This window comes from Caldalkalibacillus mannanilyticus JCM 10596 (genome assembly GCF_000615945.1).
Classification (GTDB): Bacteria; Bacillota; Bacilli; order Caldalkalibacillales; family JCM-10596; genus Bacillus_AT; species Bacillus_AT mannanilyticus.
The window spans coordinates 1-24,469 of the sequence record NZ_BAMO01000025.1 but is presented as its reverse complement, the minus strand read 5'-3'; the positions used below and the strand labels follow the sequence as shown (position 1 = coordinate 24,469).

Annotated in this window: 26 protein-coding genes and 4 pseudogenes; all 30 read left to right on the top strand. The window is 38.8% G+C overall.

The features are described from left to right. Positions 1-25 precede the first annotated feature (25 nt). Positions 26-1,021, top strand: coding sequence for a flagellar motor switch protein FliM (gene fliM / locus JCM10596_RS13895; protein ID WP_025027649.1), 996 nt, complete (start codon positions 26-28; stop codon positions 1,019-1,021). Next, positions 1,011-2,212, top strand: a pseudogene (fliY, locus tag JCM10596_RS25605) (flagellar motor switch phosphatase FliY). The gene fliM and the pseudogene fliY overlap by 11 nt, the downstream one beginning before the upstream one ends. Positions 2,213-2,243: 31 nt before the next feature. Then, entirely contained in the window at positions 2,244-2,603 is a 360-nt protein-coding gene (gene cheY, locus JCM10596_RS13885; RefSeq protein ID WP_025027648.1) for a chemotaxis protein CheY, read from the top strand. A gap of 37 nt (positions 2,604-2,640) precedes the next feature. Next, a complete protein-coding gene (locus JCM10596_RS25600; protein WP_025027647.1) occupies positions 2,641-3,327 on the top strand; it encodes a flagellar biosynthetic protein FliO in 687 nt (228 codons plus the stop codon). Beyond that, positions 3,324-4,037, top strand: coding sequence for a flagellar type III secretion system pore protein FliP (gene fliP / locus JCM10596_RS13875; protein WP_025027646.1), 714 nt, complete (start codon positions 3,324-3,326; stop codon positions 4,035-4,037). The genes JCM10596_RS25600 and fliP overlap by 4 nt, the downstream gene beginning before the upstream one ends. A 20-nt stretch (positions 4,038-4,057) precedes the next feature. Further along, positions 4,058-4,327, top strand: a complete 270-nt coding sequence (gene fliQ / locus JCM10596_RS13870) for a flagellar biosynthesis protein FliQ (RefSeq protein WP_025027645.1) — start codon at positions 4,058-4,060, stop codon at positions 4,325-4,327. Between the two features lie 12 nt (positions 4,328-4,339). Further along, positions 4,340-5,116: a flagellar biosynthetic protein FliR gene (fliR, locus tag JCM10596_RS13865; protein ID WP_025027644.1), complete on the top strand. Its 777-nt coding sequence runs from the start codon at positions 4,340-4,342 to the stop codon at positions 5,114-5,116. A gap of 2 nt (positions 5,117-5,118) precedes the next feature. Further along, complete coding sequence (gene flhB, locus JCM10596_RS13860; protein ID WP_025027643.1) at positions 5,119-6,204, top strand: flagellar biosynthesis protein FlhB; 1,086 nt, start codon at positions 5,119-5,121, stop codon at positions 6,202-6,204. Between the two features lie 16 nt (positions 6,205-6,220). After that, the gene (flhA, locus tag JCM10596_RS13855) at positions 6,221-8,257 is read left to right on the top strand and encodes a flagellar biosynthesis protein FlhA (RefSeq protein WP_025027642.1); all 2,037 of its coding nucleotides are present in this window, start codon (positions 6,221-6,223) and stop codon (positions 8,255-8,257) included. Next, positions 8,254-9,474 carry a flagellar biosynthesis GTPase FlhF gene (gene flhF, locus JCM10596_RS13850; RefSeq protein WP_025027641.1) on the top strand — a complete coding sequence of 407 codons (1,221 nt, stop codon included), beginning with the start codon at positions 8,254-8,256 and terminating at the stop codon, positions 9,472-9,474. Before flhA ends, flhF begins: the two co-directional genes overlap by 4 nt. Further along, complete coding sequence (locus JCM10596_RS13845) at positions 9,458-10,321, top strand: MinD/ParA family protein (protein ID WP_025027640.1); 864 nt, start codon at positions 9,458-9,460, stop codon at positions 10,319-10,321. The genes flhF and JCM10596_RS13845 overlap by 17 nt, the downstream gene beginning before the upstream one ends. A gap of 38 nt (positions 10,322-10,359) precedes the next feature. Next, positions 10,360-11,481, top strand: a complete 1,122-nt coding sequence (locus tag JCM10596_RS13840; RefSeq protein ID WP_025027639.1) for a protein-glutamate methylesterase/protein-glutamine glutaminase — start codon at positions 10,360-10,362, stop codon at positions 11,479-11,481. 15 nt (positions 11,482-11,496) lie between these two features. Then, positions 11,497-13,605 carry a chemotaxis protein CheA gene (locus JCM10596_RS13835; RefSeq protein ID WP_025027638.1) on the top strand — a complete coding sequence of 703 codons (2,109 nt, stop codon included), beginning with the start codon at positions 11,497-11,499 and terminating at the stop codon, positions 13,603-13,605. Positions 13,606-13,616: 11 nt separating this feature from the next. Next, positions 13,617-14,099 (top strand): chemotaxis protein CheW, encoded by a 483-nt coding sequence (locus JCM10596_RS13830; protein ID WP_025027637.1) that lies wholly within the window; start codon positions 13,617-13,619, stop codon positions 14,097-14,099. After that, positions 14,099-14,728: pseudogene (locus tag JCM10596_RS25595) on the top strand (chemotaxis protein CheC). The gene JCM10596_RS13830 and the pseudogene JCM10596_RS25595 overlap by 1 nt, the downstream one beginning before the upstream one ends. Then, a complete protein-coding gene (locus JCM10596_RS13820) occupies positions 14,721-15,209 on the top strand; it encodes a chemotaxis protein CheD (protein WP_025027636.1) in 489 nt (162 codons plus the stop codon). Before JCM10596_RS25595 ends, JCM10596_RS13820 begins: the two are co-directional and overlap by 8 nt. Before the next feature lie 4 nt (positions 15,210-15,213). Next, complete coding sequence (locus JCM10596_RS13815; protein ID WP_025027635.1) at positions 15,214-15,567, top strand: hypothetical protein; 354 nt, start codon at positions 15,214-15,216, stop codon at positions 15,565-15,567. A 13-nt stretch (positions 15,568-15,580) separates the two neighbouring features. Next, complete coding sequence (locus tag JCM10596_RS13810; protein WP_025027634.1) at positions 15,581-16,369, top strand: FliA/WhiG family RNA polymerase sigma factor; 789 nt, start codon at positions 15,581-15,583, stop codon at positions 16,367-16,369. Between the two features lie 27 nt (positions 16,370-16,396). Beyond that, a complete protein-coding gene (locus JCM10596_RS28000; protein WP_051541322.1) occupies positions 16,397-16,594 on the top strand; it encodes a hypothetical protein in 198 nt (65 codons plus the stop codon). Further along, positions 16,579-16,892, top strand: a pseudogene (locus tag JCM10596_RS31400) (flagellar assembly protein A); the annotation flags it as partial. The gene JCM10596_RS28000 and the pseudogene JCM10596_RS31400, both read left to right, overlap by 16 nt. After that, complete coding sequence (locus JCM10596_RS25590; RefSeq protein ID WP_369345642.1) at positions 16,872-17,813, top strand: FapA family protein; 942 nt, start codon at positions 16,872-16,874, stop codon at positions 17,811-17,813. The pseudogene JCM10596_RS31400 and the gene JCM10596_RS25590, both read left to right, overlap by 21 nt. Before the next feature lie 32 nt (positions 17,814-17,845). Beyond that, positions 17,846-18,151 (top strand): hypothetical protein, encoded by a 306-nt coding sequence (locus JCM10596_RS13800; RefSeq protein WP_025027633.1) that lies wholly within the window; start codon positions 17,846-17,848, stop codon positions 18,149-18,151. 53 nt (positions 18,152-18,204) lie between these two features. After that, on the top strand, positions 18,205-18,828 hold the full coding sequence (locus JCM10596_RS13795; protein WP_025027632.1) for a DUF6115 domain-containing protein: 624 nt from the start codon (positions 18,205-18,207) through the stop codon (positions 18,826-18,828). Positions 18,829-19,033: 205 nt separating this feature from the next. Next, positions 19,034-19,732, top strand: a complete 699-nt coding sequence (gene rpsB / locus JCM10596_RS13790; RefSeq protein WP_025027631.1) for a 30S ribosomal protein S2 — start codon at positions 19,034-19,036, stop codon at positions 19,730-19,732. 141 nt (positions 19,733-19,873) lie between these two features. Beyond that, the gene (gene tsf / locus JCM10596_RS13785) at positions 19,874-20,758 is read left to right on the top strand and encodes a translation elongation factor Ts (RefSeq protein WP_025027630.1); all 885 of its coding nucleotides are present in this window, start codon (positions 19,874-19,876) and stop codon (positions 20,756-20,758) included. 169 nt (positions 20,759-20,927) lie between these two features. After that, the gene (gene pyrH / locus JCM10596_RS13780; protein ID WP_025027629.1) at positions 20,928-21,653 is read left to right on the top strand and encodes a UMP kinase; all 726 of its coding nucleotides are present in this window, start codon (positions 20,928-20,930) and stop codon (positions 21,651-21,653) included. Continuing rightward, the gene (gene frr / locus JCM10596_RS13775; RefSeq protein WP_025027628.1) at positions 21,653-22,210 is read left to right on the top strand and encodes a ribosome recycling factor; all 558 of its coding nucleotides are present in this window, start codon (positions 21,653-21,655) and stop codon (positions 22,208-22,210) included. The genes pyrH and frr overlap by 1 nt, the downstream gene beginning before the upstream one ends. Positions 22,211-22,281: 71 nt before the next feature. Next, positions 22,282-23,037, top strand: a complete 756-nt coding sequence (gene uppS / locus JCM10596_RS13770) for an undecaprenyl pyrophosphate synthase (RefSeq protein ID WP_025027627.1) — start codon at positions 22,282-22,284, stop codon at positions 23,035-23,037. Positions 23,038-23,058: 21 nt separating this feature from the next. Then, positions 23,059-23,850: a phosphatidate cytidylyltransferase gene (locus JCM10596_RS13765; protein WP_025027626.1), complete on the top strand. Its 792-nt coding sequence runs from the start codon at positions 23,059-23,061 to the stop codon at positions 23,848-23,850. An 18-nt stretch (positions 23,851-23,868) separates the two neighbouring features. Next, positions 23,869-24,469 (top strand): annotated as a pseudogene (locus tag JCM10596_RS13760) (1-deoxy-D-xylulose-5-phosphate reductoisomerase); the annotation flags it as partial.

Sequence of the window (24,469 nt, the reverse complement as noted above, 5' to 3'; positions counted from 1 at the left end):
TTACTTATAGAAGGAGGTGATTCCCTTGCCAGAAGTATTATCCCAAGGCGAAATTGATGCGTTATTAGCGGCGATTTCCTCTGGTGAAATGGATGCGGAAGAGCTGAAAAAAGAGGATACTGAGAAAAAGGTTAAGGTTTACGATTTTAAAAGAGCTTTACGCTTTTCAAAAGATCAAATCCGAAGTTTGACAAGAATTTATGAGAACTACTCTAGAATATTAACCACTTATTTTTCAGCTCAACTTAGAACCTTTGTCCAAATTTCAGTAGCATCTGTTGACCAGCTTCCTTATGAGGAATTTATTCGATCCATTCCCAAAATGACGATTCTTAACGTATTTACAGCTTCTCCACTAGAAGGTCGAATGGTAATGGAGGTTCACCCTAATATTGCTTATGCCATGCTAGAAAGAATGTTGGGTGGGCAAGGGACAAGTCCTACCAAAAGCTCCACGTTAACCGAAATTGAAACGATTGTAATGGAAAGAATCTTTCTGAAGGCACTTGAAGGCTTTCAGGATGCGTGGAAATCTGTAATTGAACTGGATCCTGAATTAGATGTTTTAGAAACCAACCCTCAATTTATGCAAATTGTTTCACCAAATGAAACGGTAGCGGTTATTTCTTTAAGCACCAAGGTTGGGGATGTAACAGGGATGATTAACTTTTGTTTACCTCATGTCGTTTTAGAACCAATCATGCCTAAGCTTTCTGCCCATTACTGGATGAATGCACAGAAGAAAGTGAGGGCACCAAAAGAACAAGAGGTATTAGAAAAAAGATTGAAGCAAGCTAAATTACCTCTTATAGCTGAACTTGGACATTCGACGATTCATATCCAGGAATTCTTACAATTATCTGCTGGCGATGTGATTCGTTTGAATGAAGCAGTCGATGATCCACTCGTGGTTCGCGTAGGAAATCAAGCTAAATTCCACGCCCAACCCGGTGTACTTAAAGGAAAGATGGCTATACAGATTACAGAGGTAATTAGAGAGGAGGAAGAAGATGACAAGTGATATGCTTTCTCAAGATGAAATCGATGCGTTATTGAAACAGGGTGGCGGTGAGGAAGAGGATGCTTCTTCCAGTGAGCACAATATTGAAGATTTTATTTCTCCGCTTGAACAGGATGCCTTAGGAGAGATTGGAAATATTACATTTGGAAGTGCGTCGACGGCTCTTTCTACCTTATTAGGTCAAAAAGTAGATATTACAACACCTAAAATTTCATTATTAATGCGTGATGCGGTACAGGATAGTTTTCCTAATCCACATGTAGCCGTTCATGTGAAATATACAGAAGGCTTTCAAGGGATCAATCTTCTAGTGATTAAAGAAATTGATGCTAAAATTATTGCAGATTTAATGATGGGAGGAGATGGAACCAACCCGAGTGGTGAGTTGAATGAACTTCATGTAAGTGCTGTTCAAGAAGCTATGAACCAAATGATGGTTCAGCAGCCACCTCCATGTCAACCATTTTTAGCCGTAAGGTTGATATTTCTCCACCTGGAATTGACATTATGGATGTATCGAATGAAGGACCTCCTGAACAGCTTACTCAAGATGAAGTGTTCATCCAAGTGTCATTTAGAATGAAGGTTGGAAACCTCATTGATTCAAATATTATGCAATTAATCACGGTTCCATTTGCCAAGCAAATGGTGGATCTCTTAATGAATCCAACGACTGATTCTGCTCCAGCAGAAGCCAAAGCACCTGAGTCTACACCTGCTCCTAGTGCGGAGCCTGTTGCTCCAGCAGCACAGCCAAATGTGAGTGCACCGCCGCCTCAACAACAGCAGGTCCCTCAGCAGCCGATGTATGAGCAGCCAATGTATCATCAGCCACCGCCGATGCCGAATCAGCTGCATGCGAATCGTTCAGCCAACGTGCAATCTGTTCAATTCTCTAGCTTTGATCAGAATCCACCTATGAACACTGATACAAAAAATTTGAATTTGTTATTAGATATTCCGTTAAACGTAACAGTGGAATTAGGACGTACAAAACGAGTGATCAAGGACATTTTAGAATTATCACCTGGATCTATTTTGGAATTAGACAAATTAGCAGGAGAGCCAGTTGATATTTTAGTCAATAATAAGTTAATAGCCAAAGGCGAGGTTGTCGTTATCGAAGAAAACTTTGGTGTGCGTGTTACAGATATCTTAAGTCAATGGGATCGATTACAAAAACTTCAATAATAATAGGATTATCTAAGGGAGGAACCACAAAATGGCAAAAATTTTAATTGTTGATGATGCAGCATTCATGAGAATGATGATTAAGGAAATCTTATCGAAAAATGGATTCGAGGTTGTAGGAGAAGCACATGATGGAGCTCAAGCTGTTGAAAAATATAAAGAACTAACTCCTGACCTTGTAACTATGGATATTACAATGCCTGAAATGGATGGGATCTCTGCATTGAAGGAAATAAAGAAAATTAATCCAAATGCGAAAATCATTATGTGTTCTGCTATGGGACAACAAGCCATGGTAATCGATGCCATTCAAGCGGGAGCAAAAGACTTTATCGTTAAGCCGTTCCAAGCAGAACGTGTATTAGAAGCGATTAACAAAACATTAGGATAAGAAATAGAATCGTAAATTCTCAGAAAGGGTGTACACTTTGATTCGGAAAAAAGGATTTATCTATAGTTGTTTGATCGTCGCACTTTTCATTTTGAATCTATTTGTGCACCAATCCGTTTCTGCTAATGAAGAGAATATGGAAGTGAAAAAAGAACCATCTGTAGCGGACAGCTTGCTAAAAGATGAAAATGAAGAACCAAAGCAGACGGAGGAGTTAGTGTCTATTACTACCGATTCGAATCACACTAACCCCTTCACCCTTATTCTTAAACTCGTATTTTATACATTGGTTATTATCGTTTTAATCTATGGGTTAAGAAAAGTACTTGCTATTCAACAAAGAAAGCTCCAGCATAACTCATTGTTTAACCATTTAGGTGGAACTTCTCTAGGACCTAATAAATCCTTACAACTAGTAAAAGTAGGTGGTCAAATCTATTTACTGGGAGTAGGTGAACAGATTTCGCTCATTAAAGAAATCAAGGATGAGAGTGAAAAATCAGTTATAGAGAGTAGCTTAGAGGATGACAATCAAGTTATTTCAAAAGGATTTGTCGATTTAATTCAATCAAAATTTAATAGCAGAGATCAAAATGAATCTGCTAAATCTTCTTTTCATGAAATGTTTAGTCATAGTCTCGAGAATCAGCTCCAGAAAAGAAAAAAGGTTGAGCTTGAACTGCAAGCCGACGAAATTCAGCAAAAAGAGGGTAGATTCAAGTGACAGAAATACTATTTGCAGCAGTCGATCCTACACAAGCTTTGATACCTGGAATTAATCTTAATATAGGAGCTACAGATGATCCAAACGGTGTGTCTACAACATTAAGGATCTTGTTGTTAATGACGGTTCTGTCATTAGCTCCAGCTATTCTTATTTTAATGACTTGTTTTACTAGAATTGTGATCGTACTTTCCTTTGTACGTACAGCTCTAGCAACACAATCAATGCCACCGAATCAAGTGATTATTGGTTTGTCCTTGTTTCTTACATTTTTCGTCATGTCCCCTGTGTTTGCTGAAGTGAATGAAACAGCGTTAAAGCCATTTCAGGAAGGTCAAATTTCACAGGAGGAAGCTTTTGATACAGCGATGATTCCAATGAAAGAGTTTATGGCGAAGCATACTCGTGAGAAAGATTTAGCTTTGTTTCTAAAATATACTAGAGTCGAAAAGCCTACTACAATTCAAGATATTCCGTTAACTGTATTAGTACCGGCTTTTGCTATTAGCGAACTCAAAACAGCCTTTCAAATTGGATTTATGATTTTTATTCCATTTTTGGTTATTGACATGGTAGTTGCCAGTACCTTGATGGCAATGGGAATGATGATGCTACCACCTGTTATGATTTCTTTACCTTTTAAAATTCTATTATTTATTTTAGTAGATGGATGGCATTTGGTAGTACAATCATTATTGCTTAGTTTTTAACGAAGTAGGAGGAGAAGAATATGTCACCAGATATGGTCATTAAGCTGGCAGAGCAATCGATATATACGATACTTATGATCGCAGGTCCCATGCTTCTTCTCGCACTTGGAGTGGGGTTGCTTGTAAGTATCTTTCAAGCTACTACACAAATTCAGGAGCAAACCTTAGCGTTTATTCCTAAAATCGTGGCTGTGTTACTCTCACTCGTGATATTTGGACCATGGATGTTAACCTTAATGCTTGATTTCACAAATCAACTATTTAGGAATTTACACAGATTTATAGGATAGTGGAGAAACGAAATGCTAATATGGCTAGAACAATTACCGGTCTTTCTACTCATTCTTGTACGGATTACTTCATTTTTCGTTTCTGCTCCTATTTTTTCAATGAAGGGAGTTCCAATGCCTTTTAAAGTGGGCCTTGGAGTATTTATTTCTTTTGTTAGTTATTTGACCATTTCAGTAGAGCAACCGATTATGTTGGATTTCACTTATATCCTGTTGATCCTGAAAGAAGCAGTGATTGGGCTTGCACTTGGATTTGTAGCATCCCTTATTTTGTACACTGTTCAGGTAGCAGGAGCGTTTATTGACTTCCAAATGGGGTTTGCCATTGCCAATGTAGTGGATCCTCAAACAGGAGCCCAGGTTCCGATACTCGGTAACTTTAAGTACATGCTCGCTCTCTTTTTCTTACTCAGTGTGAATGGTCATCACTTACTTATTGATGCGGTCATAAAAAGCTACCAAATGGTACCTATTGATCTCGCCTTTGTTCCAATAGGAAGTGAAAGAGTCGCTCTCTTTATTAGTTCATTGTTTGTTCAGATGTTTGTTGTAGCATTTCAACTTGCTATTCCCATTGTTGGATCATTGTTCTTAGTTGACGTAGCACTTGGATTCTTAGCCCGTACCGTACCACAATTAAATGTATTTGTGGTTGGACTCCCATTAAAAATATTAGTTGGCTTCACCATTATTCTTTTAACCTTTGCCACTTTCTTTCAATTGTTAGGCGGATTGTTTAGGGATATGGTTGATGCGATGGGGCAATTGCTGAAGCTACTTGGAGGTTAATCATGTCAACAAGATTTCCGATGAACCTGCAGTTCTTTGCTCAAGAGAAGACGGAGAAAGCGACTCCGAAGAAGAGGCAAGACCAGAGGAAAAAGGGGCAGGTAGCAAAAAGCCAGGAAGTGGCAACCTCGCTTATTATGTTAACAGTTTTTATTGCTCTCTTTTTTGTAGGGGGCTGGATATTTAACATACTCCTCTCCATTTTTAAAAGAGCCTTGATTGAATATTCAAGCTGGGAGCTGTCGGTTCCCAATGTTCATACAATGTTTGTTGATTTTACCTTAGAGGCAGCCAAGGCAGTACTGCCGATCATGACAGTAGCCTTAGTTGCTGGAGTATTTAGTAATTATATTCAAGTGGGGTTTCTTTTTACGACGGATCCATTGAAGATGAAGCTTGAGCGTTTAAATCCCATTCAAGGGTTTAAACGAATTTATTCTCTTCGAGCGATTGTGGAATTTCTGAAGTCTATGTTTAAGATATCGTTTATTTCGACCGTAGTTTTTACTCTTTTATTCTTGAAAAAAGAGGAAATTTTTCTTTTATCACAAAAGAGCATAGGACACGCCTTATCTCTCATTGGTACTTTAACTTTTCAGATCGGTCTTACTGTTGCGATTATCTTATTGTTCTTAGCAGTCCTAGATTATCTTTATCAAAAATATGATTTTGAAAAAAATATTCGAATGTCAAAGCAAGACATTAAGGATGAACATAAGAAAGCAGAAGGGGACCCCCTTATTAAAGCAAAAATACGAGAACGTCAGCGGCAAATGGCGATGAGGCGTATGATGCAAGAGGTACCAAAAGCCGATGTAGTCATCACGAACCCTACTCACTTTGCGGTTGCTCTCAAATATGATGGAGACACGATGGAGGCTCCTCGAGTTATTGCCAAGGGGATGGATCAGGTCGCTCTCAAAATCAAAGAGATTGCGAAGCAAAATCATATCATCACAATGGAAAATAAACCATTGGCTCGTGCACTCTATCATCAAGTTGACATTGGGGGTGCCGTACCTGAAGAGTTATTTAAAGCCGTTGCAGAAGTTCTTGCTTACGTGTATCGCATTAAAGGAAAAGTATAGAAGGGGAGGTTAGAGAATGGCAGTAAGAGATTATAGTGTTCTAATATCCGTTATTTTGATTGTCGTTATGATGGTCATTCCTCTACCGCCTTTATTATTAGATTTTCTGATCATTATCAACATATCACTAGCCTTAACCGTTATCTTAGTGGCGATGAATACGAAGGAAGCCTTGCAGTTCTCTATCTTTCCAACCTTGTTGCTTTTAACCACTCTCTTTCGTTTAGGATTAAATGTATCAACAACGAGATCGATTTTAACCAATCGTGAAGCTGGAAAAGTAATTGAAACATTTGGAACATTTGTTGTTGGTGGAAGTGCCATCATTGGTTTTATGGTATTCCTAATCTTGGTCATTATTCAATTCATCGTCATCACCAAAGGATCGGAGCGAGTAGCGGAAGTTGGGGCTCGTTTCACCTTAGATGCGATGCCTGGTAAGCAGATGAGTATTGATGCTGATCTTAACGCAGGTATGATTACCGATAAAGAAGCGAAGGAAAGACGTTTGAAAATTGAGCGCGAAGCTGATTTTTACGGTGCGATGGACGGAGCAAGTAAATTCGTTAAAGGAGATGCCATTGCCGGTATTATTATCACGATTATTAATATCATAGGTGGTTTAATTATCGGGGTCATTGTTCATAGTATGGCTTTTGGTGATGCAGCTGCAACCTTTACGATTCTATCCATTGGTGATGGTCTTGTCAGCCAAATCCCTGCGCTATTAATTTCTACAGCTACAGGTATCATCGTGACGAGAGCGGCTTCTGATGGGAATCTTGGAACTGATTTAACAAGACAATTATTTGCGTATCCTAAATTACTATATGTAGTTGGAGGGACGATTGCGGCGCTTGGTGTCTTTACTCCCATTGGTCCTGTTCTAACTTTTCCTGTGGCAGCTTTCATCATTTTCGGAGGGTTTCAGATGCAAAAGAACCTGGACCAAAATATGGAAGATATGGAGTCGGAGGAAGAGAAGCAAGAGCTAGAAGAAGTCCGAAGTCCAGAAAGTGTTGTCAATCTATTACAAGTTGATCCGATTGAGTTCGAATTTGGTTATGGATTAATTCCTTTAGCAGATACTAACCAAGGAGGAGACTTGTTAGACCGTGTGATTATGATTCGTCGTCAATGCGCCCTAGAATTAGGGATTATTGTTCCGGTCATTCGAATACGAGATAACATCCAATTAAAACCGAATGAGTATGTTATAAAAATCAAAGGAAATCGAATTGCTTCTGGGGAACTGCTACTTGATCATTTTCTAGCGATGAGTCCTGGAATTGAAGATGATTCAATTGAAGGAATCGAAACCACAGAACCAGCATTCGGACTACCCGCTCTGTGGGTTAATGAGGATATGAAAGATGTAGCTGAGATGTCTGGATACACAGTGGTTGATCCTCCTTCCGTTGTATCTACTCATTTAACAGAGCTTATTCGAAAGCATGCTCACGAGTTGTTAGGACGTCAAGAAGTGAAATCACTTGTGGATAATGTCAGAGAATCTTCGCCTGCTGTCGTAGAGGAACTGATCCCAAGTATGATGAGTATTGGAGAAGTCCAGAAGGTGCTTATGAAGCTGCTTAAAGAAAAAGTATCCATTCGAAATTTAGGCTTAATTCTTGAAACAATAGCAGATCATGCTTCATTTACTAAAGATCCCGATGTATTGACAGAATATGTGAGACAAGCTTTAGCTCGACAAATTACGTTACAGTTTAGCAGTCAAGGAGATACTCTCAAGGTCATTACAGCGGGTGCTAGCCTTGAGAAAAGAATTGCGGATGCGATCACTCAGACAGAACAAGGGAACTTTCTATCCTTGGATCCAGATACCTCACAAAAAGTATATCAAGAGGTTGTTCAGCAGATGACAAAAGTCCAGCAGATGGGTGTTCAGCCTATCCTGTTAACATCACCTGCCATACGAATGTATGTACGACAATTCCTAGAGAGGTATATCCCTGATCTCCCTGTACTATCCTACAATGAACTGGAAACAGACATTGAAATACAGAGTGTAGGGGTGGTGAATATTTCATGAGAATAAAGAAATATATTGTGAATTCTATCCCGGATGCTTTACAAATGATTCGTAAAGATCTTGGCAATGATGCCATTATCCTCAATACCAAAAAGATCAAGACGGGTGGCTTTCTTGGGCTTTTCACTAAACAACAAATCGAAGTTATTGCAGCGATAGATCAAGAAAAAAAATCTCAGAATAACGTAAAAGCTTCACCTATTACAGTGAAACAAGAAATCCCTCCCGTAACAGAAGTGGCAGATCCAATTATGAATGAACAGTGGGAAGAACGACAGGGCATAGAACCTAGTTTGTCCCCTGTTCAACCCAAAAAGATACCTTCGCACTCGGCTGTCCAGAGTGATGAAATATTAGACGAAATTAAAAACATGAAAAAAGTCATGCAGCAAATGCTTGGAGAGAATAGGAATGCTCTTCCCGAACCCATACAGTATTTAGATCAGATCTTGATGGATCAACAGGTATCAAATCATATTCGCTCTGAAATTATCACTCGCTTAATGCTGAAGATTAATCAGTCACAGGTCGACCATAAACAAATTATTCAAATGGCGAAAGAAGAGCTGCAAATATACCTAAATGGTATACAGCCAGAAACTGATGAGAAATTTGCTAAAATCGTGTGCTTCATTGGCCCTACTGGTGTGGGGAAAACAACAACGATAGCCAAACTTGCGGCAGATTTGCTAATCAAACACAAAAAGAAAGTAGGCTTTATTACTACGGATACGTATAGAATTGCTGCAGTAGAACAATTAAAGACTTACGCCAATATTCTCAATATGCCGATCGAAGTTGTTTTTTCACCAGAAGAATTAGAAGGTGCAGTAGAAAACTTAGCTGAGTGTGACATGATTCTAATGGATACGGCTGGACGAAATTATTTGCAGTTAATGTATGTAGAAGAATTGGAGCAAATGCTTCCGAAAAATGAAGAGATTCAGATTAATTTGGTTCTAAGTCTAACTTCAAAAACAGAAGACATGGATCAGATTGTTAAGAACTTTGACATCTTACCCATTGACCGTTTGATCTTGACTAAATTAGACGAAACAAGTTCTTATGGGATGATCCTGAACCTAATCGAAAAACATTCATTTCCTTTGACCTATATTACGAATGGACAAAATGTTCCCGATGATATCTTAGTGGCAAGTCCCCACCTCATTACTGATTTAATACTGGGAGAAGATAACCATGAGAGACCAAGCTGAAAAATTAAGAGAGCAAATTAACCGTAGTCAAGGGAACAGCGTGAATAAACAAACACGAATCATTACTGTCACAAGTGGTAAAGGCGGAGTTGGTAAGTCCAATTTTTCTTTGAATTTTGCTTTAAGTCTTCTTCAGCAGAACAAAAAGGTACTCATTTTTGATGTGGATTTAGGATTAGCTAATATTGATGTATTAATGGGGGTTTCTCCTAGACATAATATCCTACAAATGATTGATAAGGATCTTTCTATTTGGGACATTGTAGAGGAAGGGCCTATGGGTCTCCAATTTATTGCAGGAGGTTCTGGATTTAACCATCTCTTTCAGTTAGATGAGAGAAAATTAACAAAGTTTTTTGATGAATTAAGCTCTATTCATGGACAAGTTGATTACGTCATCTTGGATACTGGGGCAGGGCTTTCAAATGAAAACCTACGTTTCATCTTAGCATCCGATGATGTCATCGTTGTGACAACACCAGAGCCTACATCCATTACTGATGCTTATGCAGTATTGAAAATGATCCATTCTAAGGACCCTCAAACAGATATTAAACTTGTAGTCAATCGATGTGTTTCAGATAAAGAAGGACTACAGACAGCTAGAAAGCTTCAGTTGGTGGCTAAGCAGTTTTTAGGGAAAGAAGTTCAAGTATTAGGATACATTCCCGACGATCAAAATGTCACCAAGGCTGTCAAAAAACAAAATCCTTTTATTCTTGAATTTCCTTCTACAACAGCAGCCAATGCTATGAATAAGATCGTACAAACCTTCTTGAACATACCAACTATTACCACTGGAGGAATTAAAGGATTTCTCAAAAAAATGTTTAATAAAATAGGGTAATATAGTGTGAAGTTCATACTAAGAAAGGAGGATTTTCATTGGCTAAAATTAGGGTGTTAGTAGTAGATGATTCAGCCTTTATGCGCAAAGTAATTAAAGACCTATTAGAAACAGATCCTAATTTAGAGGTAATTGGTACAGCAAGGAATGGACAGGATGCGCTTGAAAAAGTTCCTCAATTAAAGCCAGACGTAGTCACGTTAGATGTTGAAATGCCTGTCTTAGATGGATTGGATACACTTAAAGAACTAGTTGGAAAATATAATCTTCCCGTAATCATGCTCAGTAGTACGACGAAAATAGGAGCAGAAAATACAGTGATTGCCTTGGAGCGAGGAGCATTTGATTTTATTTCTAAACCCTCGGGCTCAATCTCACTTGATTTACATAAAGTGAGTGAGGAATTAATCACCAAGGTGCACTTAGCGGCAAAGCATGGGATAAAAAAGCCTCTATCTCGTCTTCATAAAACAGTTCTCAATCAAGAAAAAAGCGAACCGAAGAAAAAACCAGAATTATTAACTTGGACTCGAGAATCTTCCCTTGAGAAAAAAGCAGTGGGAGCGTTGCCGGATCTCAAATTAAAAAATATTGTCTTAGTTGGGACATCAACAGGAGGTCCTAAAGCGCTACAACAATTTTTGTCTAACCTGCCACGCTTTGACCATACAGCTTTGCTGGTGGTTCAGCATATGCCACCTTCCTTTACTCTTTCTTTAGCAAAGCGCTTAGACCAAATGTCAGCTTATGACGTCGTTGAAGCGAAAGATGGTGACCTAATTAAAGGAGGATGTGTTTATATAGCACCTGGAGGCTTTCAAATGATGGTGCGTGCTCTAAATCATCAAAAATTAGCCATACAGACTACTCAAGACCCACCTAGAGGGGGACATCGTCCTTCTGTCGATGTATTGTTTGAATCAGCAGTATCCATCCCTCACCAGCAACTGTATTCGGTGATTATGACTGGAATGGGGAAGGATGGTACCGAGGGTTTAAGGAAGCTGCAACAAGAAAAGAAGGTTTTTTCAATTGCTGAAGAGGAGTCAAGTTGTGTTGTATATGGGATGCCAAGAGCCGCTATTGAGGCAAAATTGGTCCATGAAATTGCTCCGCTGACTCAAATTCACGTAGTGTTACAGAGATTGCTCAAAGAGTAGGAGGTGTCCCATATTATGGACATGAATCAATACCTAGATATGTTTATTGAAGAAGCTCAGGAACATTTGCAAGCGATTAACCAGCATCTGTTAAATTTTGAAAAGGAACCTACGAATATTGGAATTATCAACGAAATTTTTAGATCTGCCCACACATTAAAAGGGATGTCAGCCACAATGGGTTTTGAAGATTTAGCCTCATTAACTCATGAAATGGAAAACGTGTTAGATCTCCTTAGAAACCACAAAATTGTAGCTAATGTTGATATTATTGATGTCATTTTTAAAAGTGTGGATGCACTAGAGGGAATGGTTCAATCCATTATTGAAACTGGAAACGGAAAAGCAGATGTAACTCATATCGTCAATCAGCTATCTTCAATTGTAAATGGCGACTTCAAAGGCAATTCAACAACAGCATCTACACCAACAAGTTCTACAGAGGCAGAAAACCAGGTGGCAGAACTTGAGGATGTCAATACGAACATGACGATTGATGAATTTGAACTTACAGTCATCAAACAATCGATTGAAAATGGGTTTAATGTCTTAAATATTGCTGTGGCTTTGAGAGATAATTGTGTTTTGCGAGCAGTGCGAGCCTATATGGTTTTCGATTTGCTCGAAAAGAACGGTGAAGTGATTAAATCAAATCCCTCTGTGGAAGATATTGAAGAAGAGAAGTTTGATCTTTCGTTCGAAGTAATGTATGTAACCAAAGAGAGTGCAGAAAATATTCAGCAAATGATTCTCAAAGTATCGGAAATTGAAAAGGCGGAAGTTGTCACGATCAATGTGAATCAGCTCAAGCTAACGAATGGCAGAAATCAGAATGTGACTTCAGAAGAAACAAGTAAGGAACAAGTGCAACCGCCTGTTTCGGCTCCTGAAAAAGCCGAGGCCTCTGTACCTACTCCTGCTCCATTGGCTGAGAGTGATGTGGCGGATGTGAAGAATAGTCAACAAAGCAGGAACCAAAACCGTACAATTCGTGTTAATATTGACCGATTAGATGTATTGATGAATTTATTTAGTGAATTGGTCATCGACCGTGGACGATTAGAACAGATTTCCAAGGAAGTCAAACACCAAGAGCTGGAAGAAACGGTTGAGCACATGAGTCGTATTAGTGTAGATCTGCAAAATATTATCCTCAATATGAGAATGGTACAAATCGAACAAGTATTTAATAGATTCCCTCGAATGATTCGTGGTTTGGCAAAGGATCTGAATAAGAAAGTTGACCTTCAAATTTCCGGGGCAGAAACAGAATTAGATCGTACTGTCATTGACGAGATTGGTGACCCACTTGTTCATTTGCTCAGAAACGCTGTTGACCATGGTTTAGAAACAACGGAAGAGCGTCTTAAAGCAGGAAAGCCTGAGGAAGGGATTATCCAGCTAAAAGCCTATCACAGTGGAAATCATGTGTTTATCGAGATTATTGATGATGGAAAGGGAATTAATCGAGATAACATCCTAAAAAAAGCTTTAGAAAAAAATATTGTTTCTAGAGAAAAAGCAAATGAATTATCGGATCAAGAAGTATTTCAATTATTATTTGCTTCTGGCTTCAGTACAGCGGATGTCATCTCTGATATTTCTGGACGAGGTGTAGGCTTAGATGTAGTAAAGAATAAAATCGAATCACTTGGTGGCTCTGTATCTGTAGACTCAAAATTAGGCGAAGGAACCACTTTCTCTATCCAGCTTCCATTAACCTTATCTATCTTGTCTGCGATGCTCGTTCAATTAGGAGAGGCTAAATATGCGATACCACTCACTTCAATTATTGAAACAGCCGTCTTTAAAAAGGAACAAATCCTATCTGCTCATCGACAAAAGGTCATTGATTTTAGAGGAAAAGTCGTTCCCCTTGTTTTCTTAAAGGATGTGTTTAACGAACCTGTTACAGAAGGAGCAGAAGAATTTATCTCTGTCGTGATCGTACGAAAGGGAGAGAAATTAGCTGGACTTGTAGTGGACTCATTCATTGGTCAACAAGAAATTGTTCTTAAATCTCTAGGGAACTACCTAACTAATGTATTTGCAATCTCTGGTGCAACGATCTTAGGTGATGGACAAGTAGCCTTAATTATTGATTGTAATGCACTTATTAAATAGGAGGGATTTAGATGTTGGATAAAAACAGCAATGTAACGAATGAGATCAAGGTCATTGTTTTTCGCTTAAAGGATGAGGAATATGGAGTAGACGTGAATCAGGTTCGATCCATCGAAAGGATGCAGCACATTACTCGAGTGCCTAGAACTCCTGAATTTGTGAAGGGTGTCATCAATTTAAGAGGTGTGGTTACGCCAATTATTAACCTACGAAGCCGCTTTGATTTAGCAGAAGAGGGCTACACGGACAATACACGTATTATTATCGTTGCTGTAGGTGAAATGGAGGTTGGACTGATTGTTGATGCCGCTAATGATGTGATCGATGTACCTCAAGACATTATTGAACCGCCACCTGAAGTGGTTGGAGGTATTGAGTCAAACTATCTTCGTGGGGTAGCTAAGCTGGAAAATCGTCTTCTGATTTTATTAAACCTAGATAAGGTTTTAACACCAGAAGAATTAAAACAAATGAAAAAAATTGAGGAAGTATAATGAAGTCCTGGGAGCAGTTTAAAGAACTGCAACTAGACGTTTTAAAAGAAATAGGAAATATCGGTGCAGGGAATGCGGCTACTGCTTTATCCCAGCTTTTGCAGAAAACGATTGATATGAAGGTTCCTAATGTAAAGATTCTCTCATTTGATGACATCACTGATTATGTGGGCGGAGCAGAGCAAGTTGTTGTGACTGTTTTCTTGAAAATTGAAGGCGAAATCTCAGGGAATATGTTTTTTATCCTGCAAGAAGGTGCAGCCAAACGACTGCTTAGTTCCCTTATAGGAGACACTGGGGAAGAGGGCTTAACAGAAATTGAATTTTCAGCTGCAAGAAATCGGTAATATCTTAACGGGATCTTACTTATCTGCCTTAGCAGATCTAACTAAATTGAACATTCAACCTCTGTTCCTGCTGTAGCCATTGACATGGCAGCTGCCATCTTAAGTTATGGTTTGATTGAATTAGGCCGCGTCGGTGATTATGCTTTGGTTATTGATAACACCTTTTTAGATGTTGGTGAATCGGAAGCGGATCAAAACATTAATGGCCAATTCTTCTTACTTCCTGATCCTGAGTCCTTCTCGAAATTGTTTAGTGCTTTAGGAGTTCCTTTTCATGAGTAACATTATTAAAGTAGGTATGGCAGACTTAAATGTGGCTCTTGCGCCCGATCGTCTTCGCACCTCTGGTCTTGGCTCTTGTGTAGGACTGACATTATTTGATCCTACCAGTAAAGTGGCGGGTTTAGCCCATGTCATGCTTCCTTCATCAGAACTTTCAAAGCAGGGAGAATTGAATGAAGCCAAATATGCTGACACAGCGATTCCTCTGCTAATACAAAAGATGAAAGAACTAGGAGCCAACACTCGTAAGCTACAATCGAAGATGGCGGGTGGAGCTCAAATGTTTGTTTTTCAATCAACAAATGACTCAATGAGAATTGGACCCAGGAATGTTGAGGCTTGTAAGGAAATGCTTCAGAAGTTCAATATCCCCCTACTGGCGGAAGATACAGGTGGAAATTGCGGGCGTACCATTGAATTTATTACAGAATCAGGTCTATTGAATATTCGTACTGTGAATCAAGGAGTAAAGGAAGTTTAATCTAATGCCACTTTCTATTTTGATGAATATCATCATTAGTTTTCTAATTTTTATCTTGACCTTCACAATATCTTTTCAAACTAATCTCTTTTTGGACGCAGTGTTCAGAGCTTTTGTTGTATTTATAGTGTCATTTATTTCTATTTTTCTTTGCACTTATGTAATAAAAGAGATCGCTCATAAAAACAGTTCTAGTTCTACTATAGAAGATATCCCTGAAATTAAAAATGAAGATACAAGTGACTTTACACTAAATCAAGAAGCGAGCAAGGGTGGCATAATTGACTTCCAGACACCGGATGATCAACTAGAGTTCAAACCCTTTCAACCTAGAAAATTAGAAGAGCGAGACGAATAGGTGGTGAGACAGTTTGACTGGTAAAAAATGGAGTAGTGAAGAAATCGAGATTTGGAATAAGTGGAGAGAACATAGGAATCAAGAGGCAGGGAATTTTATCGTAGCCAAATATCTCCCTCTTGTGGATTATGTCGTCCACCGTTTGTCTATTAGTTTACCTCATACTGTGCAAAAAGATGATTTAAAGAGCTTTGGTTTTAATGGGTTGTTAGATGCCATTGATAAATTTGATTTTAGCCGCGGGCTTCAATTTGAAACCTATGCAAGCTGGAGGATCAAAGGGGCTATTATTGATGGTTTAAGACAAAATGATTGGATTCCTCGATCTGTTCGTGATAAGGCAAGAAAAATTGAGGAAGCGTACACATTATTAGAGCAGGAGAACCTACGCTCGGTTTCTGATCATGAGGTGAGTCAATTTTTAGGGATTAGTGAAGAAGAAGTAAACAAAGTGATCGTAGAGGCTTCATTGTCTAGTATTACCTCGATTGATGAGCCGATTTATGATGATGAAGAACACCAGATAGGGCGTTACAACATGATCAAAAACATGAATGCTGAGTCGCCTGAAGGAGTTTTGCATCAACAATTTATTAAAGATATCTTGAAGCTATCCATTGAACGTTTACCTGAAAAAGAAAAAATTGTTGTATCCTTGTTTTACTTTGAAGAAATGAATCTGACTGAAATAGCGGAGATTATGGGTTTATCTACCTCTAGAATTTCACAACTCCATTCAAAAGCAATGTTACGATTAAAGGCAGCTATGACAAATGAAAAGGAGCATGTTCGTCAGATTTAAGACCCATATCAGACTGGAGGGGTTGAAATGGACGATCAAAAGAAAAAAAGTAACCAGGATTATGAGCAGTATGTCGAGGTGCAAATCGCCGAGAATCTTCTTACAGCTTCCGTTCGTTGTACAGCCATAGAAGAAGTGAATCCTGCTTATAAGGATGTTATCTCCTTATTGGAAAAAAAGGAGTCACATATGGAATCCTTGAAGAGGCTGTGCACTCTTTTGTAGCAGAGCCTTCCCTATACAAGGAAAAAGAGCTTCTTGTCGCTCAAGGCACTCCAGCTATTCATGGAGAAGATGCCTTTCTAGAGATGATCTATCAGCAACAAGAATCTAAAACACCTAAGGAAAGCGATGATGGTAAAGTTGATTTTATCAGATTACGAATATTTCTAATGTAGAGAAAGGTCAGCTTATTGCCAAAAAAATGCCTGCCACGGAAGGAACACCTGGCACTACTGTGACAAACATGGAACTTAAAGCGATTTCTGGAAAGGATATCAGAGTGAAAGTGGGTAAAAATGTGGTATTAGAGCCCACGACACAGGCATTGTATGCTGTTATTTCTGGACAAGTTTCTATTACCTCAGATGAAAAGATAAATGTTTTTCCTATATTCGAAGTGAACGGAGATTTAGATTTTGAGATAGGAAATATTGACTTTGTAGGCAATGTCGTCATACGAGGGAATGTTCCTACTGGTTTTAAGATCAAGGCAAAAGGTGATGTTCGAATTACAGGAAGTGTAGAAGGGGCTGAAATTGATGCAGAAGGCTCCATTACAATACAATCGGGTATCACAGCTCAACATAAGGGCGAAGTGAAGGCGGGGCGAGATCTAAAGACCAACTTTATTAGCAATGGGAATGTAAGTGCGGATGGAGACGTGATTGTCGCTCAGTCGATTATGCATTCTAATGTGATTGCCGGTGGCTCCATTACTTGCATGGGTGCCAAGGGACTAATTGTTGGCGGTTCCATTCAAGCGGGAAAAAGTGTCAAATGCCGTACAATAGGCAATATGATGGCTACTCCAACTCGTATAGAAGTAGGAGCGAATCCTAAATTAATGAATCGTATTCGAGAGATTCAACAAATTCTGAGAGATCATAGTGTAACTCTTGAAAAAACAGAGCAGGCTCTAAAGGTGCTAGAGCAGCTTCAAACCAAATTAGGTCAATTACCAACGGATAAGAAGGAATTGAAGCTGAAATTAATGAATACCAAACTCAAATTAGATCAAGATAAAGACCTTTTGCGAGAGGAATTAAATACTTTACAAAAAGAGGCTGATTCTGACGGACTTTCTTCCATTGAGGTTTCAAGTCATGTCTATCAAGGATCAAAACTCGTTTTTGGGAAATATATAAAGTATATCAAAGACAACGAACAAAGAATGAAATATTACTTAGATCAATCAGAGATTGTTGCAACGCCTCTCATGTAGGCTCTGTTATAGAGTGAAGGAGGGTTCGGGTAATGAGTTTAAAAGCGATTGAAATGCAGGTTGCCTTACCTCGAACACAGGATGCTGGTAGAGTTCAGGAGCAATTTAATCAGCGAAACGTAGTTGAACAGCACCAAATTCAACAAGAACAAAAACAAAAGGCAGAATTAGAACGAAAAAAGAGTACAAAAATGGAAGGGTCCATTAGTCGGATGATTCAGGATGAGGAAGCTTCTTCTCAGTCTAGAGACCAATCTTCAAAAAAACGAAAAGAAAAAAAGAAAGAAGAGGTTTCCCCGCATCCGTACAAAGGAAAGCATATTGATATCTCGTTATAAAGCAGTTTGTGCCATTATTTACTATTGTATTTCTTTCATATGAGGTGAATCTATTGCTTTACACATTAATTATTAGCTTTCTTCTCCATCTGGTTACTTTACTTGCTATTTTTATTTTGTACCAAAGACGTGGCTTAGAAAGGTTAAACCTTCCATCTATGAAGGATGATGTAGAAACCATTCATGAAAGTATACAGGCTTTTGTTGAGGAACTTGAAAAAGAAAATGAAGCCCTGTATGAGAAGCTGGTCCAACATATGAAAATGAAGGAACAACAATGGGAAGAGCGAATAAGAGAGATCGAACAGCGGCTTTCTGATACTCAGGAACAATTATCTCAAGAACGAGAGAAGAGAGAGGCTGAAACACATATGAATCCTTCTGCTACTTCTACGATGAATGCAGAGGAGTTCACATTCCCTTTAGCAGATTCACCTCCTAGTGAAACGGATTCATCTCCGATTCCAGCACCTGAAATTTCTGTTATGGAACCTGAGAAGTTAGAACAAGAGTCTGTAGAACCTGAAGCATCTACGGGTCACTACCAAAAGGCCTTAGAGCTATATCGACAAGGGTTTTCTCCTGAACAGATTTCTAAAGTATTGAAAATAGGGAAAGGTGAAACCATCCTACTTATTAATATGATTAAGAAAAAAAGCCAGCATCATGTTGAATAATAAACCATGTGAATGATTTCTTCATTTGCATGGTTTATTTTTCACTTGAGGTAGTTGTTGCTTATTTACTAAAGATATGGTATATTATCACTTGGTGTTAAATCACACACGTTAGCTAAGATCAGGTAGGGTGCTTACGTTTTTTACGTAAGTCTACTTGGAGAAGCGGCTAGCGGAGGTATAAAACCTAAGGAGGAATTTATTCATGGCAGTAATTTCTATGAAACAACTTTTAGAAGCAGGGGTACATTTCGGTCATCAGACACGTCGTTGGAACCCTAAGATGGACCGTTACATCTTTACAGAAAGAAACGGGATCTACATTATCGATCTACAGAAGACGGTAAAGAAAGTAGAAGAAGCCTACAATTTCGTTAAAGAGCTTGCTTCTAATGGTGGAACAATGCTTTTTGTAGGTACGAAGAAACAAGCTCAAGATTCTGTAAAAGAAGAAGCTGAGCGCAGTGGAATGTACTATATTAACTCTCGCTGGTTAGGTGGAACATTAACCAACTTCCAAACGATTCAAAAAAGAATTGATCGTCTTAAGCAATTAGAGGCTATGGAGACGGATGGTACTTTTGAGGTTCTTCCTAAGAAAGAAGTAATCCTTCTTCGTAAAGAAAAAGATCGTTTAGAAAAATTCCTAGGCGGAATTAAAAATATGCAAGATTTACCAAGTGCATTATTTGTAGTAGACCCTCGCAAAGAGCGTATTGCGATTGCTGAAGCACGCAAGCTTGGTATTCCTATTGTATCGATCGTTGATACAAACTGTGATCCAGATGAAGTGGACTATGTGATTCCTGGAAATGACGATGCGATTCGTGCAGTTAAATTGTTAACTGCTAAAATTGCGGATGCGATTATTGAAGGAAATCAAGGCGAACAAACAACTGCGTAAATCCTGTAGGGTGGTCTAAGAGGAGATTGCTCTTAGACCACTTTTTCCTAAATAATGATACGTTCTTCGTGAATACTGATTTATTCAGGTAACTAAGGTACATAATGTATAATATATATATTGCTAAGGAGGATATTTAAAATGGCAATTTCAGCTAGTATGGTAAAAGAGCTTCGTGAAAAAACAGGCGCTGGGATGATGGACTGTAAAAAAGCACTTACGGAAACAAATGGTGATATGGATAAAGCAATCGAATTCTTACGCGAAAAAGGTCTTTCTTCCGCAGCGAAAAAAGCAGATCGAATTGCTGCTGAGGGTCTAACCGCTGTATCTGTAGAAGGAAATCGTGCGGTACTACTTGAAGTGAACTGTGAAACTGACTTCGTAGCTAAGAATGCAGATTTCCAAAGCTTTATCAACGATTTAGCTAGTCAAGTGTTAGCTCAAAACCCTTCAAGTGTTGATGAATTGCTTGAACAAAAAATGGGCGAAGGCACTGTTAAAGAAAGATTAAGTGGCTTAATTGCTAAGATCGGTGAAAATATGAATGTGCGTCGTTTTCAAGTTGTTGAAAAGACAGATGCTGATTCATTTGGAGCTTATGTTCACATGGGCGGAAGAATTAGTGTATTAACAGTACTTGTAAACAGCACAAATGAAAATGTTGCGAAAGATATTGCAATGCATATTGCAGCGATTAATCCAAGATTCTTATCAAAAGACCAAGTGTCTGCTGAAGTAGTTGCTCAAGAAAAAGAAATCTTGACACAACAGGCATTAAATGAAGGAAAGCCTGCGAACATCGTTGAGAAAATGGTTGAAGGTCGTTTAGGAAAATTCTATCAAGAAACAGTGTTGCTTGAGCAAGCTTTCGTAAAAGACCCTGACATTACAGTAGGCAAACTAGTTCAAAAAGAAGGAAACAATGCTTCTGTGAGAGAATTTTTCCGTTTTGAGCTAGGTGAAGGAATTGAAAAGCGTCAAGATAACTTTGCTGAGGAAGTAATGGCTCAAGTAAAGAAATAATAGATACGTTTGCTCGATTAAAAATAGGGAACACGGGGTGTTCCCTATTTTTCAAGAGTTTTTGAACAAATGTAGAATAATAAGCACAACGATAGTGCTTCCTAGAGTCCTTTTGCAGGAGAAAAGTAGAGGATGTAGAATAATTTAGTATAGGATTGGAGGATGCTTTATGGCTCATAAAAAATACACTAGAGTCGTTTTAAAGCTTAGTGGAGAAGCCTTAGCGGGAGAAATCGGATATGGAATTGATCCAACGGTCATCCAATCGATTGCTCGACAAATAAAAGAAGTAGTAGAACTTGATGTAGAAGTGGCTGTCGTCGTAGGAGGCGGTAACATTTGGAGAGGGATGGCTGGCAGTGCGAAAGGCATGGATCGTGCCACAGCAGATTATATGGGAATGCTTGCTACAGTCATGAATTCTCTAGCCTTGCAAGATTCTCTAGAAGCTGAAGGTGTTCCAACTCGAGTTCAGGCCTCCATTGAAATGCGTCAGGTGGCTGAGCCATACATAAGACGTCGAGCGATACGCCATCTAGAGAAAAAACGTGTTGTGATTTTTGCAGCAGGTACAGGAAATCCATACTTTTCAACTGATACAACAGCTGCTCTGCGTGCTGCTGAAATTGAAGCTGAAGTGATTCTAATGGCGAAAAACAAGGTTGATGGAGTCTATTCTTCAGACCCTAAACTAGATGATAATGCAGTCAAATATGATGAAGTAACCTTCCTTGAAGTGATCCAAAAGGGATTGGGAGTCATGGACTCAACAGCATCCTCTCTATGTATGGATAATGATATTCCGTTAGTTGTCTTCTCTATCACTGAAGAAGGGAATATTAAACGAGCCATTCTTGGAGAAGAAATAGGAACGATTGTTAGGGGGAATAAATAATGCCTAATCAAGTGAAAGCTGATGCCAATGAAAGAATGGACAAAGCGATTTCTCAGTTAAAGAGAGAATTAGCTACACTACGCGCAGGACGTGCCAATCCGTCTTTGTTAGATAAAGTTCAAGTTGAATACTACGGTGCTATGACACCAGTAAACCAGCTTGCTAATATTAGTACTCCTGAACCTAGACTACTCGTTATTCAACCATGGGATAAAACTTCTCTGGCAGCCATTGAAAAAGCGATCATGAAATCGGAATTAGGGTTAAACCCTAGTAATGATGGATCTATCATTCGCCTTGCTATTCCTGCCCTTACAGAAGAAAGACGTGTTGAATTAGTAAAGATGGTCAAGAAGTATGGGGAAGAATGTAAGGTGGCGATTCGTAACATTCGTCGTGATGCGAATGATGCGATCAAAAAGATCGAAAAAGAAGGAACGATTTCTGAAGATGAATCACGCCGCCACCAGGAAACCATTCAAAAAACAACAGATGAGCATATTGTTTCAGTAGATCAGATCGTAGTAGAGAAAGAAAAAGAAATAATGGAAGTATAAGCTTTTGGTGAGTTCAATCACCCTCCAAGTAGAGGGTGATTTTGTTCATCAGTTCTTATGGGGGAAAAGCCATGTTACAAAAAATAAGCCATTGGATGAAAAAAGAGGAGCAAACCACAGAGATATCTTTGGAGAATATTCCGAAACATGTAGCAATCATCATGGATGGTAATGGACGCTGGGCAAAAAAGCGAAGTTTACCACGTATAGCAGGTCATAGTGCAGGGATGAAGGCGGTTAAAGAGGTGACTCGTGTCGCAGATGATTTAGGTGTGAAGATACTGACTCTTTATGCTTTTTCAACAGAGAACTGGAAGCGACCGAAAGAAGAGGTAGAGTTTTTGATGAAGCTTCCTCAAGAATATTTAAAAACAGAGCTTGAAGAACTTGTCGAAAAGAATGTTCAGGTTCGCTTGCTAGGATCGGAAGAGGGTCTTCCTGAACATACGTTGAATGCCTTGAAGGAAGCAAGAGAAAGAACAAAAGATAATACAGGCCTCATTTTAAATTTTGCCTTAAACTATGGGAGTCGTGCGGAGATTGCTCAGATGGTTCAAGGAATTTCTCGCGATGTTTTGTCAGGGAACATATCCGTTGATCAAATAGATGAAAAATTGATTGATCAGTATTTACTTACAAAAGGATTAGAAGATCCAGACCTTTTAATAAGAACAAAAGAGATTCGTTTGAGTAACTTTATGTTATGGCAAATTGCTTACTCTGAACTATGGTTTACAGATGTGTACTGGCCAGATTTTTCTCGAGAGCATTTTATTGAAGCGATCTTAGAGTATCAACGCAGAGTACGTAGATACGGTTCTGTATAACCCCTAAGGAGGGTTTCAGCTATGAAGGAAAGAATTTTAACTGGCTTTATTGGGGGAGCAGCCTTTCTTATCTTCTTGTATCTAGGAGGTAAGTTGTTTGCATCCCTTATTTCTTTATTAACTGTTATTGCCTATATCGAGTTAATGAAAATGGCAAAAATTAGATTGTGGAGCTTTCCCAGTTTACTTGGTATAGTAGGTGTAATAACGCCGATATTGAGTACTTTTCTCTTTTTAGGAGATTACTCATTTTTACAAGGGTTTGAACGTATACTGATTAGTGTGGCGTTTCTATTACTGATCTATATTGTCATTTCCAAGAATCAGTTTACTTTTGAACAAGCTGGGATTTGTCTACTGGGGATTATCTATATCGGAGTAGGCTTTTATGCTTTAATTGATACACGAATTTCCTCAGGCTTAGCTTACTTTGTTTTTATTCTTATTTTGATTTGGACAACAGATTCAGGAGCCTACTTTACAGGCAGATATATAGGTAAGAATCGTTTGTGGCCCTCAATTAGCCCTAATAAAACCATTGAAGGAGCTCTAGGAGGAGTAGGCTTTGCGATCCTTGTAGGTCTTTTGTTTCAACTATTCACTTCCTTTTTTAATGGATACATGACAGTCATTTGGATGTCCTTGCTGATTTCATTAGTGGGTCAGTTAGGGGATCTTGTAGAGTCTGCCATTAAACGATATTATGAGGTGAAAGATTCAGGTTCATTGCTTCCAGGGCATGGGGGAATATTGGATCGCTTCGATAGCTTACTTTTTGTTTTTCTTATATTATATCTTTTGCAAATGCACTAAGGGACAGGAGTTTATGATATGAAACAAATTGCCATTTTAGGCTCAACTGGTTCAGTTGGGACTCAGGCTTTAGATGTGATTCGTTCACATCCAGAACAATTTGAACTGGTAGCGATGGCCGTAGGATCAAATTTGGACAGAGCGATTGAGCAGGTCAATACATATAAACCTAAGCTAGTCTCTATAGCTACAAAGGAGCTTGCTGAACGTTTAAAAGAATCGATCTCGAAAGATATCAAAGTGACATATGGTGAAGAAGGTTTAACTGAAGTAGCCACCTTCCCAAGCTCGGATATTCTTTTAACGGCTGTTGTTGGGAGTGTGGGATTGATTCCTACCATGGCGGCGATTCAAGCCGGAAAAAGAATCGCTCTTGCCAATAAAGAAACATTAGTGTCAGCAGGACATTTGGTCATGGAAATGGCAGCAAAGCATCAGGTTGAAATATTACCTGTCGATAGTGAGCATTCTGCTATCTATCAATGCTTGCAAGGAGAAAAGCTCAGTCAGGTAGATGAGATTATATTAACCGCCTCTGGTGGCAGTTTTCGCAACAAGAGTAGAGCAGAATTAAAAGATGTGACTCTTCAGGAAGCGCTGAATCATCCAAACTGGTCTA